The 18,079-nt window shown below is 64.0% G+C and carries 15 protein-coding genes; 7 read left to right on the top strand and 8 right to left on the bottom strand.

All coding sequences use genetic code 11. The features are described from left to right. Window positions 1-18: 18 nt before the first annotated feature. Window positions 19-1,191: a 4-hydroxybenzoate 3-monooxygenase gene (gene pobA, locus ACFQX9_RS18080; RefSeq protein ID WP_018456134.1), complete on the bottom strand. Its 1,173-nt coding sequence runs from the start codon at window positions 1,189-1,191 to the stop codon at window positions 19-21. Window positions 1,192-1,239: 48 nt separating this feature from the next. On the opposite strand from pobA, the gene ACFQX9_RS18075 reads away from it, so the two are divergent. Next, complete coding sequence (locus ACFQX9_RS18075; protein ID WP_377789908.1) at window positions 1,240-2,145, top strand: helix-turn-helix domain-containing protein; 906 nt, start codon at window positions 1,240-1,242, stop codon at window positions 2,143-2,145. 359 nt (window positions 2,146-2,504) lie between these two features. Further along, complete coding sequence (locus ACFQX9_RS18070; RefSeq protein WP_018456136.1) at window positions 2,505-3,116, top strand: NYN domain-containing protein; 612 nt, start codon at window positions 2,505-2,507, stop codon at window positions 3,114-3,116. Window positions 3,117-3,134: 18 nt separating this feature from the next. On the opposite strand, the gene pcaG is transcribed toward ACFQX9_RS18070, so the two are convergent. Both pcaG and pcaH read right to left on the bottom strand, forming a co-directional pair. Further along, window positions 3,135-3,761, bottom strand: coding sequence for a protocatechuate 3,4-dioxygenase subunit alpha (pcaG, locus tag ACFQX9_RS18065; protein WP_377789906.1), 627 nt, complete (start codon window positions 3,759-3,761; stop codon window positions 3,135-3,137). A gap of 4 nt (window positions 3,762-3,765) precedes the next feature. Next, on the bottom strand, window positions 3,766-4,554 hold the full coding sequence (pcaH, locus tag ACFQX9_RS18060; RefSeq protein WP_085350039.1) for a protocatechuate 3,4-dioxygenase subunit beta: 789 nt from the start codon (window positions 4,552-4,554) through the stop codon (window positions 3,766-3,768). Between the two features lie 95 nt (window positions 4,555-4,649). Between pcaH and ACFQX9_RS18055 the strand changes: the two genes are divergently transcribed. The 3 genes from ACFQX9_RS18055 to ACFQX9_RS18045 all read left to right on the top strand — a co-directional run bounded on the left by ACFQX9_RS18055 (window position 4,650) and on the right by ACFQX9_RS18045 (window position 8,504). Then, window positions 4,650-5,594, top strand: coding sequence for a LysR family transcriptional regulator (locus tag ACFQX9_RS18055; RefSeq protein ID WP_162496296.1), 945 nt, complete (start codon window positions 4,650-4,652; stop codon window positions 5,592-5,594). 51 nt (window positions 5,595-5,645) lie between these two features. Then, complete coding sequence (gene pncB, locus ACFQX9_RS18050; RefSeq protein WP_377789903.1) at window positions 5,646-6,950, top strand: nicotinate phosphoribosyltransferase; 1,305 nt, start codon at window positions 5,646-5,648, stop codon at window positions 6,948-6,950. Between the two features lie 246 nt (window positions 6,951-7,196). Next, entirely contained in the window at window positions 7,197-8,504 is a 1,308-nt protein-coding gene (locus ACFQX9_RS18045; RefSeq protein WP_085350042.1) for a GGDEF domain-containing protein, read from the top strand. 14 nt (window positions 8,505-8,518) lie between these two features. On the opposite strand, the gene ACFQX9_RS18040 is transcribed toward ACFQX9_RS18045, so the two are convergent. Next, window positions 8,519-9,139, bottom strand: a complete 621-nt coding sequence (locus ACFQX9_RS18040; protein ID WP_085384372.1) for a TetR/AcrR family transcriptional regulator — start codon at window positions 9,137-9,139, stop codon at window positions 8,519-8,521. Between the two features lie 537 nt (window positions 9,140-9,676). On the opposite strand from ACFQX9_RS18040, the gene ACFQX9_RS18035 reads away from it, so the two are divergent. Next, window positions 9,677-13,081, top strand: coding sequence for an acyl-[ACP]--phospholipid O-acyltransferase (locus ACFQX9_RS18035; RefSeq protein ID WP_377789901.1), 3,405 nt, complete (start codon window positions 9,677-9,679; stop codon window positions 13,079-13,081). Between the two features lie 72 nt (window positions 13,082-13,153). Here the strand turns inward: ACFQX9_RS18035 and tcuB are convergent, their stop codons facing one another. The 3 genes from tcuB to tcuA are packed head-to-tail and all read right to left on the bottom strand — an operon-like array spanning window position 13,154 to window position 16,713. After that, window positions 13,154-14,260 (bottom strand): tricarballylate utilization 4Fe-4S protein TcuB, encoded by a 1,107-nt coding sequence (gene tcuB, locus ACFQX9_RS18030; protein WP_204513748.1) that lies wholly within the window; start codon window positions 14,258-14,260, stop codon window positions 13,154-13,156. A gap of 4 nt (window positions 14,261-14,264) precedes the next feature. Continuing rightward, on the bottom strand, window positions 14,265-15,293 hold the full coding sequence (locus tag ACFQX9_RS18025) for an esterase (protein WP_085384376.1): 1,029 nt from the start codon (window positions 15,291-15,293) through the stop codon (window positions 14,265-14,267). Between the two features lie 28 nt (window positions 15,294-15,321). After that, on the bottom strand, window positions 15,322-16,713 hold the full coding sequence (gene tcuA / locus ACFQX9_RS18020) for an FAD-dependent tricarballylate dehydrogenase TcuA (protein ID WP_377789898.1): 1,392 nt from the start codon (window positions 16,711-16,713) through the stop codon (window positions 15,322-15,324). 154 nt (window positions 16,714-16,867) lie between these two features. On the opposite strand from tcuA, the gene ACFQX9_RS18015 reads away from it, so the two are divergent. Beyond that, window positions 16,868-17,551, top strand: coding sequence for a GntR family transcriptional regulator (locus tag ACFQX9_RS18015; RefSeq protein WP_085350046.1), 684 nt, complete (start codon window positions 16,868-16,870; stop codon window positions 17,549-17,551). Window positions 17,552-17,563: 12 nt separating this feature from the next. On the opposite strand, the gene ybaK is transcribed toward ACFQX9_RS18015, so the two are convergent. Continuing rightward, complete coding sequence (gene ybaK, locus ACFQX9_RS18010; RefSeq protein ID WP_085350047.1) at window positions 17,564-18,037, bottom strand: Cys-tRNA(Pro) deacylase; 474 nt, start codon at window positions 18,035-18,037, stop codon at window positions 17,564-17,566. Between the last annotated feature and the right edge of the window lie 42 nt (window positions 18,038-18,079).

The following is an 18,079-nucleotide window of genomic DNA, read 5'->3' as shown; positions in this document are numbered from 1 at the left end:
TTTCGGGTCCACTCCCCGCTAGAACGGCAACCCCACGTAATTCTCCGCCAGCAGACGCTGCGCCGTCTCGGACGACAGCAGATACTCCAGCTCCGTCTGCTGAAGCCTCTCTTCATACTCGGAACGGTCGGGGAAGCGATGCAGCAGCATCGTCATCCACCACGAAAAGCGTTGCGCCTTCCAGATCCGCGCCAGCGCCTTGGCGGAATAGCCCTGGAGCCCGGAATCATCGCCGTTCTGATAATGCGCGAGCATGGCGTGGTAGAGATAATAGATGTCGGAGCCGGCGCTGTTCAGCCCGCGCGCGCCGGTCGGCGGCACGATGTGGGCGGCATCGCCGGCGAGAAACAGGCGACCGTAGCTCATCGGCTCGGCGACGAAGCTGCGCAACGGCGCGATGCTCTTCTCGATGGACGACCCCGTGATCAGGCGGTCGCCGACCTCGTGCGGCAAACGGCGCTTCAGCTCGGTCCAGAACGCATCGTCGCTCCAGTCCTCCACCTTGTCGGTGAGCGGCACCTGGACGTAGTAGCGGCTCAGCACTTGCGACCGCAAGGAACACAGCGCGAAGCCGCGCTCGTGCTTCACATAGATCAGCTCCGGCGACACCGGTTTCGTGCGCGACAGCACGCCGAGCCAACCGAACGGATAGATCTTCTCGTATTCCCGCAGCACGTCCTTCGGGATCGACTTCCTGCTGACGCCGTGAAAGCCGTCAGCGCCGACGATATAGTCGCAATCGACTCGGACGGTTTCGGCATTCGAACGATAGGTCACGTACGGCTGGTCCGAGGTCAGGTCATGCGGCGTCACGTCCTCGGCATTGTGCACGACGTTGCCGCCAAAGCGATCGCGCGCCTCGTAGAGGTCGCGCGTCAGCTCGGTCTGGCCGTAGACCAGCACCGAATTGCCGCCGGAATGCTTGTGGAGGTCGATCTGGGAGAGCACCCCGTCATGGGCGATCTCGAATCCCTTGTGGATCTCGCCCTCGCGGTCCATCCGCTCGCCGCACTGTGCCTCGCGCATCAGCCTGGCGAAGCCGTGCTCGAGCACGCCGGCGCGGATCCGGGCAAGCACGTGGTCGCGGCTGTACTTTTCCAGCACGACCGTGTCGATGCCCTTGAGGTGCAGGAGCTGGGACAACAGCAGCCCGGACGGCCCGCCGCCGATGATACAGACCTGGACTTTCATTTTTGCGTCCTCCTGGGCACTTTCTTGCAGATTCAGCGCCGCTGACGGATGGAGGCTTTCGTCTTTGTCTTGTACTATTCGAACATGAGAAACCCAGCCCCCGCCCCGGCAATCCGGGTCTACAATTTGTTCGGCGAATCCGGTGATCTGCCCGATGTCGTGCATTGCGAGACGATAGCGTCGCGCTCGGTGCTGCACGATTGGACGCTCGCCGTGCACCGCCATGCCCGGCTGCACCAGGTGCTGCTGATCGAGCGCGGCGGCGGCGAAGCGACGCTCGACGGGCGCGTGGTGCAGCTGAAGCCGATGCAAATCGTCAACGTGCCCGTCGGCCACGTCCACGGCTTCCGTTTCGTGCCTGATACCCAGGGCTGGGTGCTGACCATCGCCGCGGAAATATTGGACGAAGCGCTGCTCGCCTCCGAAGGGCTGCGAGGTGCCTTGTCGCGCTCGGCCGTGATACGCGGCACGCCGCAGATTCGGACCACCATGAAGCAGATCTTTGCCGAACACGCCGCGCGCGATTTCGGCCGAGCGCATGTGCTGCGTGCACTTTCGGCGGCCATGATCGGGCTGGTGGCCCGCGCGCTCACCGGCGAGAGCGGTGGCAACGGCACGGCTGAAAGCGGACTATTCCGCCACTTCGAGGCGCTGCTGGAACAGCATCATCTGGAACGCTGGAGCGTTGCGGACTATGCGGGCGCGCTGTCGATCACGCCGACCCATCTCAACCGTGTGACCCGGGCAGCAACCGGCGACACCGCCTCGCACCTGATCCTCAACCGGCTGATCCGCGAGGCGCGGCGCAACCTCGTCTACACCAATTTACCGGTCTCGACGATCGCCTATGCGCTTGGCTTCGAGGACCCCGCCTATTTCAGCCGGGTCTACGCCGCCGCCACGGGCGTGTCACCGCGGGCCTTTCGTGCCCAGCTTCATGGCGATGAAGGCTGACACACCGGCCGATCGATCAGCCGCGCCTGTGGTCGAAGGCCACGCTGGGAACCGCAATGGCCTTTGTGCCAGCGCTGCCACTTAACCTTCGTATATGGGGCCCTATCCTTTGGATAGGCGCCCTTTACCTCAGTACAATTGAGTAGGGAATGCGCGCGCCTTAGCCTGGCTGCATTCGGCGCCCTGGCGCCGGTGGCATTGTATCCTCCCTAACCTGGGCGCAAGACGGCCGCCCCTGTCCGGTCGTCTGCGCTGCTTTTTCGGCAAGCCATCGGTGCCTTCAATGTTTTTCCGGCCGACACACCGCCCCCGGCGGTTGGACCGGCCACCTTTCGCGTACAACTGGAGATTTGTGCATAATGTCTTCGATTGAGAAGATCGCACTCTTTATCGATGGCTCCAATCTCCATGCCACCTCCAAGGCGCTCGGCTTCGACATCGACTACAGGCGACTGCTCGGCGAATTCCAAAGCCGAGGTGCGCTGTTGCGGGCCTTCTACTACACGACCGTCGTCGAGGATCAGGAGTATTCGTCAATCCGTCCGTTGATCGATTGGCTCGACTATAACGGATACACCGTCGTCACGAAACTCACGAAGGAATTCGTCGACGCCATCACCGGCCGCCGCAAGGTGAAGGGCAGCATGGATGTCGACCTCGCCGTAAATGCGATGGAGCTCGCCGAGCACGTCGATCAGATCGTTTTGTTCTCGGGCGATGGGAATTTTCGTTCGCTGGTGGAAGCCCTGCAACGCCTCGGTGTCCGCGTGACGGTCGTCTCCACACTCTCCACTCAGCCGGCCATGGTCGCTGACGAGCTGCGCCGACAGGCGGACATATTCATCGATTTGGCAGAACTGAAACCAAAAGTGGGGCGCGATCCGGCCAATAGGCCGGGATCGCGCGAGATGCGTCAGTCACCGCAATTCCACGCGCGCGTAGCGATCGATCGCAGTGACCAGGTGGAGTGAACCTTCGGGCGGCGGCTCTCAGACGTCGAAGAACATCGTCTCCTCCGGCCCCTGCAAATTGATCGTGAAAGCATACACGATCTTGGCGCCACGCTCGCTGCGCTTTGCGATCAACGTCGAACGTCGCACCGGCTGCTCGATCAGGCTGAGCACGGGGTTGGCGGCGTTCGCAGTCTCTTCATCGGAGAAATACAGCCGGGTGTTGAGCCCGATATTGATGCCACGCGCGACGATCCAGATGTTGACGTAAGGCGCGCATTTGCGGCCCGCCTTGTCGGTGATGGCCCCGGGCTTGATGGTCTCGAACGTCACCAGCCCGCTCTCGAAGTCGGAGCCGGCGCGGCCCCAGCCACGAAATTCCTCGTCGAGCGCGCCGGTCGACCGATCGGCCGGATGGTTGTAGCGGCCGGCCGCGTTCGCCTGCCAGATCTCCAACAGCACGTCACGCAGCGGCGTGCCGCTGCCGTCGAACACCTTGCCCTCCAGCGTGATGCGTTCGCCTTGCGTGTTCGGCGTCACCAGCACGTTGGAAAAGTTCTTCTCGAAGATGTCGAAGCCGGCCATCGCCGGGATCAGGCCGATATGGACGTAGGGCCCGGCGGTCTGCGAGGCGGTTTCCTTGAGGTAGTTGAGCGGCTGCGGCATGGACCTAGTTCCCTGCGGTGCGATTTTCAAAGTAAGTGGAGCGCTGGCCGCGCAAGACGATGTCGAAGCGGTAGGCGAGCGAGTCGAACGGGGTCGATGCGTTGAGGTCGAGCGGCGCGATGAGGCGCTCCAGCGCATCCTTGTCCGGGATCGTCGTCAGGATTGGGCAGACCGGGATCAGGGGATCGCCCTCAAAGTACATCTGGGTGATCAGACGCTGTGCAAAGCCCGAGCCGAACACCGAGAAGTGGATGTGAGCGGGACGCCAGCTGTTGACGTAGTTGCGCCAGGGATAGGGTCCCGGCTTCACGGTGCGGAAATAATAGTAGCCGCTGTCGTCGGTCAGCGCGCGGCCGCAACCGCCGAAATTCGGATCGATCGGCGCCAGATACGTGTCCCTCTTGTGCCGGTAGCGGCCGCCGGCATTGGCTTGCCAGAACTCGACCAGCGTGTTCGGCACGCCGCGGCCGGTCTCATCCAGCACGCGGCCGTGGACGATGATGCGTTCGCCGACGGGATCGCCGTCCTTGGCGTAGTTGCGGATCAAATCATTGTCGAGCGGGCCGAGATCGTTGTGCCCGAACACCGGCCCCGTGATCTCCGAGACCGAGTTCTCAAGCGACAGCAACGCCTGGCGCGGCGAGCGCAGCACCGAGGATTTGTAGCCCGGCGCGTGCGCCGGCGGATGCATGGAACGGTCGCGCTGGAAGAAGCCGCCGTCACCGAGCGGCGGCGTGAACGGCTCGGGACGGTTGGGGCGGGCTTCCCGCAAGGCTGGCGCCTGGGCATGCATCGGCGTTGTCTCTCCCTCTGGCGCTCCCGTTGGGGCGCACGGCTTATCGGGAGATGATGGCGCCGGCTATTCTCAAGATAAATAGATCGATTATAATGCATTCCATGAATAAAATCGATCATTTGGCGCTCGATGGCCACGCGCTTGAGCTGTTCCTGGCCGTGTTAGAAGAAGGTTCGGTGACGGCGGCCGCAACGCGGCTCGGCCTGACGCAATCCGCGGTCAGCCACGCCCTGAACAAGCTGCGGCGGATCGTCGGCGATCCGCTGTTTGCCAAATCCGGCCGCGGCATTGTCGCTACGGCGCACGCCCAGGCGCTCGCGGCAAAGGCGCGAGCGCTGATCGACGAGATGCGCAGCTTTGCCGGCGGCGTCACGTTCGAGCCGGCGAGCGCGCAGCTTTCGCTGACAATCGCCGCCAATGACTTCCAGCGCGACCTGCTGCTGCCGCGGTTCTTCGATCATGTCGCAGCGCAAGTGACGAGCCTGAACCTGCGCGTGATCCCCTCGCAGTCGCCCTCGCCGGCGATGCTGCGCGAAAACCGCTGCGATCTGCTGATCACGCCGCTGCCGCCATCCGGCGTGGACATCGTGCAGAAGCGCCTGCTGCAAGACCATTACGTTTGTTACTACGACCCCAAAGCGCGCGCGACGCCGGCTACGCGCGGCGCCTATCTCGCGGCGCGTCACGTCACGGTGGTCTACACTGACAATGAGCGGCTCGACTTCGATCGCCGGCTTGCAGCCAACGGCTTCCACCGCGACATCGCGATCTCCGTGCCGAGCTTCTCCGGCGTGCCGTCCTTCCTGCGTGGCTCGCAAATGCTGGCGAGCATGCCGAGCCTGCTGGCGACCGGCGTGATGCATGGCTTCGCCCAGGTGCGGATTCCGCTGGCCTCGCGCACGCGAACCCTGGCTGAGTTGCCGATGTTCATGGTCTGGCACCAGCGCTATCAGAAGGACCCCGCGCATCGCTGGATCAGAAGCCAACTCGAGACCGTGGCGGCGACGGCCTCGCACCCCGCCCCCGCGAAAACCTGATCCCCGTCAAACCCACTGGTTGCGCCGCGGCCGCCACGCTAGAATTCCCCCATGACAGTGACCGACATTGCGAGCCGGACCTACAATCACAGCTGGCGGCTGGATCCCATCATCCGCAGCCTGCTTGATACCGACTTCTACAAGCTATTGATGTTGCAAATGATTCGGGAAGCTTACCCGAATCAGCAGGTGACATTCTCGGTCATCAACCGATCGCGCCATGTCCGGCTCGCCGAAATCATCGACGAGGGCGAGCTGCGCGCCCAGCTCGACCACGCCCGCACCATCCGCTTCACCAAGAAAGAGCTGATCTGGCTTGCCGGTAACACTTTCTACGGCAAGACCCACATGTTCTCGGCGGACTTCATCCGCTGGCTCGCCGAATTCCGGCTGCCCGAATACGAGCTGCGCAAGGTCGAAGGCCAGTACGAGCTGCACTTCCACGGGCCGTGGAGCCATACCACGATGTGGGAAATTCCTGCGCTCGCCATCCTCAACGAATTGCGCTCGCGGGCGGCGATGAAGGGCCGCGGCCGCTTCGAGCTCGACGTGCTCTATGCCCGCGCCAAGGCCAAGCTGTGGACCAAGGTGGAACGCCTGCGCAAGCTGGATGGCTTGCGGCTCTCCGACTTCGGCACTCGTCGCCGCCATGGCTTCCTCTGGCAGCGCTGGTGCGTGGAGGCCGTGAAGGAAGGCCTGGGCCCGTCCTTCATCGGCACCTCCAACGTGCTACTCGCGATGGACAATGATCTCGAAGCCATCGGCACCAACGCCCATGAACTGCCGATGGTCGCGGCTGCGCTGGCCAAGGACGACGAGGAATTGCGCTGGGCGCCCTATCGCATCCTCGACCAGTGGCGCCAGACCTATGGCGGCAACCTCCTGATTGCGCTGCCCGACGCTTTTGGCACCAAGGCTTTCCTGCGCGATGCGCCGGAATGGGTTGCCGACTGGACCGGCTTCCGCCCCGACAGCGCGCCGCCGATCCAGGCCGGCGAGGAGATCATGAAATGGTGGGAGCAGAAGGGCCGCAATCCCAGGGACAAGCTGCTGGTGTTCTCCGACGCTATGGATGTGGGCTCGATCGAGGAGACCTACCACCACTTCGCCGGCCGGGTGCGGCTCTCCTTCGGCTGGGGCACCAATCTCACCAATGATTTCGTCGGCTGCACGCCGGACGGCTCGTTCAACCTCGATCCGATCTCGCTGGTCTGCAAGGTGTCGTCGGTCGACGGACGTCCGGCCGTCAAGCTTTCCGACAATCCCGAGAAGGCGACCGGCATGCCTTCGGAGATCGAGCGCTATTTGCGCGTCTTCGGCGACGCCGGCCGCGTGCGCAAGCCGGTGCTGGTCTAGCGCCAGAGCAATCTCTCTCCATCAAGTAAACCATCTGGGGCAAATGCGCGACATCGGCTCGCCGATGCCGCGTCAGTTCCGGTTCGACGGCATTTGCGACGATCTGCAAGCATCCACTTCACAACGCCTTCACCCTGCGACGCAGTCTCCTGGCATTTTCAAGTCGAGTTAAGCACCTTTCGCGCGTAATCCGCGTTATGAGCGGATCGCTCCGCTGGGGTCGTTGAGCGACTTGGGGAACGCAAAGTGTTTCGCAGAACAGCGCCGTCAACGAAGGGACGAAGCTTCCTTCATGTCATCAAGCTCGTTTCGCCTTTCGTCACGGTCGTTCTGCTGCAGGCGGCGATCGCCGGATTCAGCCTGGAGGTGATGTCCTCGGTCCGCGCCTATGTCGCGGGCGAAGCGTTGTGGTCGCGCTCGCAGAAGAACGCCGTCTATTTCCTCAATCTCTATCTGCATTCGGGCGACGCCAGCCAGTTTGCGCAATATCAGACCTCGCTGGCCGTTCCCATCGGCGACGAGTTCGCGCGCTGGGCGCTCGAGCGCGATCCGGTCGACGTCGAGGCCGCCCGCATCGGCTTCCTGCAAGGCGGCAACCATCCCGATGACGTGCCGGGACTGATCTGGCTGTTTCGCTACTTCAAACAGGTCAGCTTTCTCAAGAAAGCGATCAGCGAGTGGGCTGCCACCGACCCCATGCTGCTGGAGCTGAGCGTTTTCGGCGAGGTCATCCGGTCAGAGTTGAAGAGCGGACCGGTTCAGGACGGCAACCGCCTGCAATTATTGTCGTCGCGGCTTTCGGAGCTCAACACTCAGTTCACGGTGCACGCCAAGCGGTTCTCCACCGTTCTCGGCGAAGGCTCGCGCGCCATCAAGATGACGCTGACTGGCGTCAATATCGTCACAGCCATGACGCTGATCCTGCTCCTGATCTGGCACACGCGGCGATTGGTGCTGCAACGACAGGCGTTTGAGGATGCCCTGCACGCCGAGAAGGAGCGCCTAGTCTGGCAGGCGTCGCACGACTGGCTGACCGGCTTGTCCAACCGGCGCGCGTTCGAGGCCCGCCTGCAAAGCGAGTTGGACGACACCGCGGCGGGTTCGCTGGGCCTGGTCCTGCTCGATCTCGACCAATTCAAGGACGTCAACGACAGCTGCGGTCATCTCGCCGGCGACCGCCTGCTCTGCCAGATCTCGCGTCTCCTGCAACAGGAACGACGGCCGCATGACCTGTTGGCCCGGCTTGGCGGTGACGAATTCGGCCTAATCCTTCCACAAAGCACGCCGTACGACGCCGTGGATATCGCCGAACGGCTGCGCCGGTCGCTCGAGCTATCCGTCTTCGCGTGGGACGATCGTTGCTTTGCAGTGACCGCCAGCATCGGCGTTGCCTGCATCACCGACGGCAACACCACGCTCGAGGACGCGATGCGGCGCGCGGATGCCGCCTGCTATCGCGCCAAGGAGAACGGACGCAACCGTGTTCAGGTCGACAACGGGACGACGGACGTCGTCGTCGTCACCTCGCGGCACCGCAAGGCCGCCAGCGCGTAGCAGCGCTCCACACTTTATCGTACTGGCACAATCCCGAGCCCTGCGAGATGCGCATCCAGAAACTGATCGAGCTGCTGGCGCAGCATCTGCGGCGGCACGGCTACCATGCGTTCTTCGAGGCCGAGCGAGATGATCCCGTGCACGGCGGAAAACAGGGTGCGTGACAGCAGCGCGATCTGCACGTCGTCTGCATTCGGAAGCAGCCGCACCAGGGGTGGATGCATCAGCGCGAAGGCGTCCATCACCATCTGAAGGATGTCATCGGGGTAAGGGCGGTCGTCCTCCATCCGATGTTCGAACAGCGAGCGCAGCAGATTGGCGTGCTCCGCAAAAAATTCGAGGTAGGTCGCGGCCAGCCCGTAGAGCTGGCGAACGGGATCCTCGGCGGGAACCTGGCCCAGCCGCACCGTCAGCTCCTTAACGGTCTCCCGATTCACGGTCAGGATCACCCCGTCGAAGTCGCCGAACTCGTTGTAGACGCTCCCAACCGAGCAGCCTGCGGCGTCCGCAACATCCCGGACTTTCAACGATTTCAGCCCCTTAGTCGCGATAATGCTGCGAGCGATCTCCACGATCTGCTGCCGCCGGCGAGATTTTTTTCGGTCTCGCAACGATTCGTCTTGAACATTGTTCATTTTCAAGGTACTCATTTGAACAATGTTCAAATTAACCTGGAGATCTGCAAAATGCAAACCCTCGCTGTTGATATCGCCTCCACCTTCGTCGATGACGCCACAGCTCTCGTGACCGGATCTGGCCGCGCCCTCCTGCGGTTCGCGACGGGGCCGATCGATCGCATTGCAAATGCCTGCGACATCGCCGGCGTCCTGACCGAGCGGCGGGCGACCTTCCGGATGTGGCGGGCCAACCGCGACCGCGCCCGTCATGAGGGCCGCCGCATTAGCCTGCTCGGCCGCCTCTCGCCCTTTCGCCGCCTTGCCCACCTTACCTGAGGCGCGCACGCCTCCTTGCCGGGGCGTGATAGAGCCGCGACCAGCCATTTGCGAACCAAACGTCGCCACGCGGAGACCAACAGGATCGGAAGGTAAAGGCGCAGAGCAGGCCGGGGCGATCGTTCGTCAACCCGCAAATGCCCGTCGCATCTCCTCGGGTCCCGACGCCCATCCGACAATGAAACAACCTCAGACAGCGTTTCCAAAACAGGACTAGTCATGATCAGGGATTTGATGTCGTCACGCCGCTTCGCGCCGCTGTTCTGGGCGCAATTCTTCTCGGCGCTGAACGACAACGTGCTCAAGAACGCACTCGTCATCATCCTGCTTTACAGTGCCGCGACCGGCCACGGTGATGCGCTGGTGACGGTCGCGGGCGCGGTGTTCATCTTCCCCTATTTCATCCTGTCCGGGCTCGGCGGCCAGCTCGCCGACAAATACGTCAAATCCGTCGTCGCAAGGCGGCTCAAATTCGCCGAGATCTTTGCCGCGGGCTTTGCCGCGGCCGGCTTCTTCCTGCACTCGGTGCCGCTGCTGTTCGCAGCGCTCGCACTGTTCGGCGTCATCGCCGCGCTGTTCGGACCCGTGAAATACGCGATGCTGCCGGACCAGCTCGAGCTCGGCGAGCTCGCGACCGGCAACGCGCTGGTCGAAGGCGCGACCTTCATGGCCATCCTGCTCGGCACCGTTGCCGGTGGCCAGTTCGTGGCCGGCTCCGCGCATATGGGCTGGGTCGCATCGGCCGTGGTCGTGCTGGCCCTGCTGTCCTGGACCTTCGCCTCCCGCATTCCCGCGACGACGCCGTCTGCACCCGATCTGCCGGTCAACGCCAATCCCTGGACCTCGACGCTCGGCCTGTTGAAGACGCTGCACGCCGACCACCGGCTGTGGGACGGCACCGTGATCGTCTCCTGGTTCTGGCTGGTGGGCGCCATCGTGCTCTCGCTGCTGCCGGCGCTGGTCAAGGAGGTCATCGGCGGCACCGAGGGCGTGGTGACGTTGTGTCTCGCGATCTTCGCAATCGGCATCGCCATCGGCTCGCTGTTCGCCGCGAATCTGAGCCACGTTCGCCCAAACCTCGCGCTGGTGCCGATCGGCGCCGTCATGATGGGGTTTGCCGGCATCGACCTCGCTTGGGCGATCGGCGTGACCGCCAAGGGCCAGGACATCACTGCTGCCGACTTCGCAACTTCGTTCGCGGGCCTGCGCATGCTGCTCGACTTCGTCGCCTTCGCATTCGGCGGCGGGCTGTTCGTCGTTCCGTCCTTCGCCGCCGTCCAGGCCTGGTCCGCCCCATCCGAGCGCGCCCGCATTATCGCCGCCGGCAACGTGCTGCAGGCCGCCTTCATGGTGGCCGGCTCGCTGTTCGTCGCGCTGTTGCAGGCCGGCGGATTGCACATCGGCTGGATCTTCTTTGGCCTCGGCGTCATCAGCTTCGGCGCAGTCTGGTTCGTGCTGACCAAGTGGGGCAAGGAAGGCGTGCGCGACTTTGGCGGGCTGCTGTTCCGCGCGCTGTTCCGCACCGAGGTCCGCGGGCTGGAGAACCTGCCGCCTGCTGGCACGCGCATGCTGATCGCGCCCAATCATGTCAGCCTGATCGACGGCCCGCTCCTGCACGCCGTGCTCCCGATCGACGCGAGCTTCGCGGTTGATACCGGCATCGCCAAGGCCTGGTGGGCCAAGCCGTTCCTGCGGGTGGTCAAGCACTACACCATGGACCCCACCAAGCCGCTGGCGGCGCGCGACCTCATCAAGCTCGTCGCCGCCGGAGAGCCGGTGGTGATTTTCCCGGAAGGACGCATCACTGTTTCCGGCTCGCTGATGAAGGTCTATGACGGCACCGCGATGATCGCGGACAAGGCCGACGCAGTCGTCGTCCCGGTCCGCATCGAAGGCGCCCAGCGCTCGCATCTCAGCTATCTCAACGGCAGCCAGATCAAGCGCTCGTGGTTTCCGCGGGTGACCGTCACCATCCTGCCGCCAGTCAAGCTTCCGGTCGATCCGTCGCTCAAGGGCAAGGCGCGCCGCAACGCCGCGGGCGCAGCACTTCAGGACGTGATGATCGACGCCATGGTGAAGAACGCCATGCTCGATCACACCCTGTTCGAGGCGCTCGGACACGCCTATCGCGACCGCGACACCGGCAAGGTCATCGTCGAGGACGCGCTCGGTACCAAGCTGACCTATCGCAAGCTGATCCTGGGCGCGCAGGTCTTGAGCCGGAAGCTGGAGAACGGCACCGCTATCGGTGAGAATGTCGGTGTGCTGCTGCCGAATTCCGCTGGCGTCGCCGTCGTCTTCATGGCGCTGCAAAACATCGGCCGGGTGCCGGCAATGCTCAACTTCTCGGCGGGCCCGGTCAACGTGCTTGCCGCCATGAAAGCCGCGCAGGTCAAAACCGTGCTGACGTCGAAAGCTTTCATCGAGAAGGGCAAGCTCGACAAGCTGATGGCGGCGATCTCCGCGGAAGTTCGCGTGGTCTACCTCGAGGACGTCCGTGCTTCGATCGGCACGGCCGACAAGATCAAGGGCCTGCTCGCCGGCACCGCGCCCCGCGTCGCCCGCCAGGCGAGCGATCCGGCGGTCGTGCTGTTCACGTCGGGCTCGGAAGGCACGCCCAAGGGCGTTGTGCTGTCCCACCGCAATATCCTTGCGAACGCCGCACAGGCGCTGGCGCGGGTCGATGCCAACGCCAATGATAAGGTGTTCAACGTGCTGCCGGTGTTCCACTCCTTCGGGCTGACCGGTGGAATGATGATGCCGCTGCTCGCGGGCATTCCGATCTACATGTACCCCTCGCCGCTGCACTACCGGATCGTGCCCGAGCTGATCTACCAGACCGGAGTCACGATCCTGTTCGGCACCGACACATTCCTCACGGGCTATGCACGCTCGGCCCATGCCTACGACTTCCGCACCTTGCGCCTGGTGATCGCCGGCGCGGAGGCGGTCAAGGATCGCACCCGGCAGGTCTTCATGGAGCGTTACGGCATCCGCATCCTCGAAGGCTATGGCGTCACCGAGACGGCACCGGTGCTGGCGATGAACACGCCGATGGCCAATCGTCCAGGCACGGTCGGCCGCCTGTCGCCGCTGATGGAAAGCCGCCTCGACCCGGTCCCCGGCATCGAGGAAGGCGGACGCCTGTCGGTGCGCGGACCCAACGTAATGCTCGGATACTTGCGGGCCGAAAATCCCGGCGTGCTCGAACCGCTCGCCGACGGCTGGCACGACACCGGCGACATCGTGGCGATCGACCCGGCCGGCTTCATCACCATCAAGGGTCGCGCCAAGCGCTTTGCCAAGATCGCCGGCGAAATGGTCTCGCTGTCGGCGGTCGAGAACATCGCGACAACGCTGTGGCCGCAGGCCGCATCGGTCGCGGTTTCGATCCCGGATCCGCGCAAGGGCGAGCGTATCGTGCTGCTGACGACGGAAAAGGGTGCCGAGCGCAGTGCCATGCAGGGCCAAGCCAAGGCGATCGGCGCATCCGAGCTGACCGTTCCCGCGGCGATCATGGTGGTGGACAAGGTGCCGCTGCTCGGCACCGGCAAGACCGACTACGTCACCGCAACGACGATGGCTCGCGAGCAGGCGTCTGGACCAGAGCGCGAGGTGGCATAAGAGAGATGCACGAGGCGCCTCAATCAGGCGAGGCGCGGTGCCCCGATCGGCCGCTTCCGCGCCGCCTGAATCTCAAGAACCGGCTTCTCCGCGTCGCTCCTGCGCATAACGCACCAGCGCCGCGAAGCGATAGATGCCGTGCACGAACTTGCCGTAGGGCATGGTGATGAACAGCGCGAACACTGCACCTAAATGGAGTGCCAGCAGCGGTCCCATGGCGGCAGTCTCCCGCAGAATCAGAAGCAGCATGCCGGTGAACCCGGTCAGGAACAGCATGGCGATGAAGCCGACATCCATGCCGTAGCGCTGCTCGTCGAGCAGCGCCGGATCGCGCCGCATCTTGGCGACGAACAGGCCGATCGGCCCGATGATCAGGCCGATGCCGCCGAGCGTGCCGAGAACCACCGGCAGATCCCACCACGGATACGGCGCCTCGCGGCCGAGCAGATAGTGATACAGCGTTGCGACCGAGGTCGCGGCGAAGCAGAGCAGGAAGCCGTAGAAGGTCAGGTGATGGAAAAGCTTGCGCCGGTCGGTCGGCTTGTCATCCTCATTGTAGCAGCCGACGCCGCCACCATGGAGGTAGCGCAGCTCACCAGCGTCGCGCATCGCCTGAAAGATCGAGCCGCCGTCCGCACGGCCGCCGATCGGCGGGCCGATATCTCGCCAGAAGGCACGCACGCTCATCACCAGCGCGAAAATCGCATAAAGGAAGGCGGCGCTGAACAACGCTGCCATCGCGTTGTGCGGCATCAACTTGTAGAACGCGCCGGGGCTAGTGTGCACGCCAAACAGCACGCTGCGGTCGTTTAGGGCAGCGAAGCCGAGTATGAAGGCGGCCATGCTGAGCGCGGCGACGATGCTGATGACGAGACCATTGCGGGCGAAGGCACCGGACAGCGCCTGCGGCCAGGCATAGGTCGCATAGGATTCCGCGCGCGCGATCGCCAGCGTCTGCGGGACGTTGACGTTGAATTCGTGCGGCGGCGAGAACTGGCAGTCGACGTAGCAGGCGCCGCAGCCATGGCAGAGATTGGCGAGATAATTGAGGTCGCCGTCGGAGAAGGCGCGGCGCATCTCCATGGCGGGAAAAACCGCGCAAAGGCCTTCGCAGTAACGGCAGGAATTGCAGACCGTCATCAGGCGGTCGCCTTCATCCAAAATTCTGCTTCCGTGCATGGCTTTACTTCGTCAGGCCTTTGCCCTCGAGCCATTTCTGGATCAGGGCCGCGACCTCGAGATTGTTCTTGTCCATCATCACCATATGCGAATTGCCCTTGATGCCTGTCTGCGGGAGATCGATGATGTCGACGCTGCCGCCGGCCGCCTTGATGGCGTCCGCAAAGGCGATGCCGTTGGCGCGGATCTTGGGCCAGCGCGAATCGCGCTCGATATAGTCGCCGTAGATGATGAGGGTCGGGATGTTCTTCAGCACATCCGCTTTGGCGGGATCGCCGATGCCGGCCGGCTCGATCGCAATCAGCGCCTTGACCTTGTCAGGGCGGGCTTGCGCGACCTTGAAGCCGAAGGTGCCGGCCTGGCTGTGGAACAGAAGCACCGAGGGGCCGACGCGATCGATCTCAGCGATATAGGCGGCGATGGTCGCATCGTCGGTCGTGGTCCAGCGCGGTACGTTCTGCTTGACGAAATTCTCGTAACCCTCGACGGGGAACTGGTTGCCCGGCAACAATTTTCGCTTGGCGGGATCGGGATCGTACGAGTTCGGCCCATCGCCGATGCGGAAACGCTCGAACGGGTTGGCCGTGGTCAGGAAGACCGGCTCGCCTTTGAAGATATCGGGATATTGCGCCCAGCCCGCGCGTCCGCGCTCTACTGCGTCGGAGTTATAGACCCCCCACCCCATGCGTAGAAAATAATTCAGCCAGCCTTCGCGTCCGTCAGGCGTGGTCTCGTAGGTGACGCCGGTCAGTCCGCCGCCATGCCACATCAGCAAAGGATAGGCACCCTTCTCGTTTGCCGGCAGGAAATACTGAACATACATCTGCTCGACCTGATACGTGCCGTTGGGATCAACCTTGGCCGGCACTCCGCCGGGCGCGAACACGACCTCCCTCACCGGCTTGCCCGAGATTTCGACAAGACGGCCACCGACATGGAACGAGCCCATGTCTCGCAGCGTGATCGGCTCGGCCGCGTGGGCGTAGCCGACGGTCAGCAGCGCCGCGATCGAAGCAATGGCAATGCGTGACATGGTTCCTCCCTCGTGTCTGTTCTTCCGCCTAATTCTTCGCGTGGAGTGCCGCTTCCCGTCCTGCGATCCGCCCGAACACGCTGCCGATGGTCATGCCCATGCCGGCGGCATAGCCCTTGCCGAGCACATTGCCGGCCATGATCTCGCCGGCCGCGAACATGTTGGCCGACGGCTTGCCGTCAGCCATCAGCATGCGCGCTTCCCTGGTCACGCGCGTGCCGAGATAGGTGAAGGTGATGCCGGGCCGCACCGGATAGGCAAGGTAGGGCGGTGTCTCGATCCGCCGTGCCCAATGCGTCTTCGGCGGCGTGATGCCTTCCGTGCGGCAATCGTCCAGGGTGGTGTGGTCGAAGGTGCCGGGCTGCACCGCGGCGTTGAATTCGGTGATCGTCTTTTCCAGCGCGGCCGGATCGAGCTCGAGCTTGCCGGCAAGCTCAGCCACCGTCTGCCCTGCGATCGGCGGGAATAGCGTCGGCATGAAGCTCGTGATCACGGTGGAGTCGAAGATGATGTAGGCGATCTGTTCGGGCTGCGCGGCCACCAGCCGGCCCCAGATCGCGTAACGCTTCGGCCAGATGTCCTCACCTTCATCATAGAAGCGCTGCGCGTGCTTGTTGACGACGATGCCAAACACGACAGAATCGTGCCGCGTGATGATGCCGCCGTCGAATTTCGGCGCGCGCGCGTCGATCGCGACCGCATGGCACTGGGTGGGGTCGCCGACCTCCTGCACGCCCTTGGCGAGCAGCATCTTCAGGATCGAGCCGCGGTTATAGGGGGTACCGCGGATCAGGAAATTGTCGGCGGCCTCACCCCAATATTGCTTCAGCCATTCGATGTTGGCCTCGAATCCGCCGGCGGCGGCGACTAGCGACGTCGCGCGGATCTCGGTGTCGCCCTTGATCGGCCGCCTGAGGTGGGCGGCGAGAAACATGCCGTCTTCGATCATGAGGTCGATAACCTCGGCGTCATATTCGATTTCGACGCCGAGCTTCTCGGCGGTGAGATAAAGTGCGTTCAACATCGCGCGGCCGCCGCCGAGGAAGAATGAGTTGGTGCGGCCGAGGCCCAGCGTGCCGCCGAGCGAGGGCTGCCAGCGCACGCCCTGCTCCACGATCCAGTTCAAGATGTCCTTGGACTCGCGGATCATGTGCCGGGCGAGCACCTCGTCGGTCTGGCCGCCGGTGACGCGCAGGAGATCCTCCCAAAACTCTCCCTCGGTGTAGGGGCCGGTGAGGATTTCGGTCGCCTCGTCATGTGCGCAACGCATGTTGCGTGTGTGGCGCGTGTTGCCGCCGCGATAGAACTTTGGCGCGCCTTCGAGTACCAGCACCGATGCCCCACCGCGTCGCGCGCTGATTGCCGCGCACAGCGCCGCGTTGCCGCCGCCGATCACCAGCACATCGTATTTGCTGCTCATGCCGTCTGCCCGATGCGACGAAGTTGGAGACATTCTGCCCGCCGGCGGCCCGGTCAATCCGGTCTGCCATTGCGCACCTTTGTATACAAAGATATACAGAAATCCAGCAAGCGCCATCGCTGCATGGGCAGGATGCGCGAGCCCACGAGGACGCATGGCAAGACGCCCGACAAAGGCAGGCGGCTCGATCGCGCGCGGCGGCGGCGTGGCGCTCGGCGAAGCCGTGTTCCGCTCGCTCTGCGAGGCGCTGCAGGCCGGCAGCTACCGCGCCGGCGACCGCCTGCGCGAGGAAGAGGTCGCCCAGCGGCTGAAGGTCAGCCGCACCCCGGTGCGGGAAGCTCTCGGGCGGCTTGCCGCGCGCGGGTTCGTCGAACCTGCCGGCGGCCGCGGCCTGATCGTACGCAACCTCGACATCTCCGAGGTGCTCGAGCTCTACGCCATGCGCGAGATCATGGAGGGCGCCGCCGCCCGACTTGCCGCCGAGCACGCGTCTGCGACCGAGGTCGACGCGCTCAGGGACATCGAGCAGACCTTCGTGGAAGCCTCGGGGACTGATCCCGCCGAGATGGCGCGGCTCAACCGCGCCTTCCACGAGGCGATCTGCCGCGCCGCGCGCAACCGCTATCTCGACAACGCTTCGCGGGAATTGCAGGACTGGATCGCCCTGCTCGGTCCAACCACGTTCACCGTATCCGGTCGCCCGTCGACCAGCCACGGCGAGCACCAGGCCATCATCGACGCCATCGCGGCTCGCGACGGCGGCAAAGCGGAGCAGCTCGCGCGCACACACATCCGCGAAGCGCTGCGCTGTCGGCTGAAGCTGTTGCAAAAACAATAGCAGAGCGCCGCCTCAGGCGACCAGTTCCGCGACGATCGCCTTCAACACGTCCCGCACATCGCCCGGACTGAGCCGCACCTGCAGTCCGCGCTGACCGCCATTCACGTACACGTAATCATGCGCGAGCGCGCTCTGCTCGATCACGGTGCGCACAGGCTTCCGCTGCCCGAATGGGCTGATGCCGCCAACCTTGTAGCCGGTGAGGCGCTCGGCCTCAGGCGGCTTCATCATCTGCGCCGACTTGCCGCTAACAACAGCGGCGAGCTTCTTCATCGAGACTTCCTGATCGGACGGGACGATCACGCAGACCGGCTTGCCGTCGACCAGCGCCATCAGCGTCTTCAAGACGCGCGCGGGATCCTCGCCGAGTGCGGATGCAGCCTGAAGGCCGATGCTCTCGGCGTCGGGATCGTAGTCGTAGGTGTGGACAGTGAAGGCAACACCGGCGGCCGTGAGCGCGCGTGTGGCTGGGGTGGCTTTGGACATGGACGATGTCTAGCACCGCCGCTGCGAGGAGCGAAGGGACGG

The sequence above is a fragment of the Bradyrhizobium sp. GCM10028915 genome, from assembly GCF_042666195.1.
Lineage (GTDB): Bacteria > Pseudomonadota > Alphaproteobacteria > Rhizobiales > Xanthobacteraceae > Bradyrhizobium > Bradyrhizobium canariense_D.
Note: the sequence above shows the minus strand (reverse complement) of the source record. Positions and strands in the feature narration are given on the sequence as shown.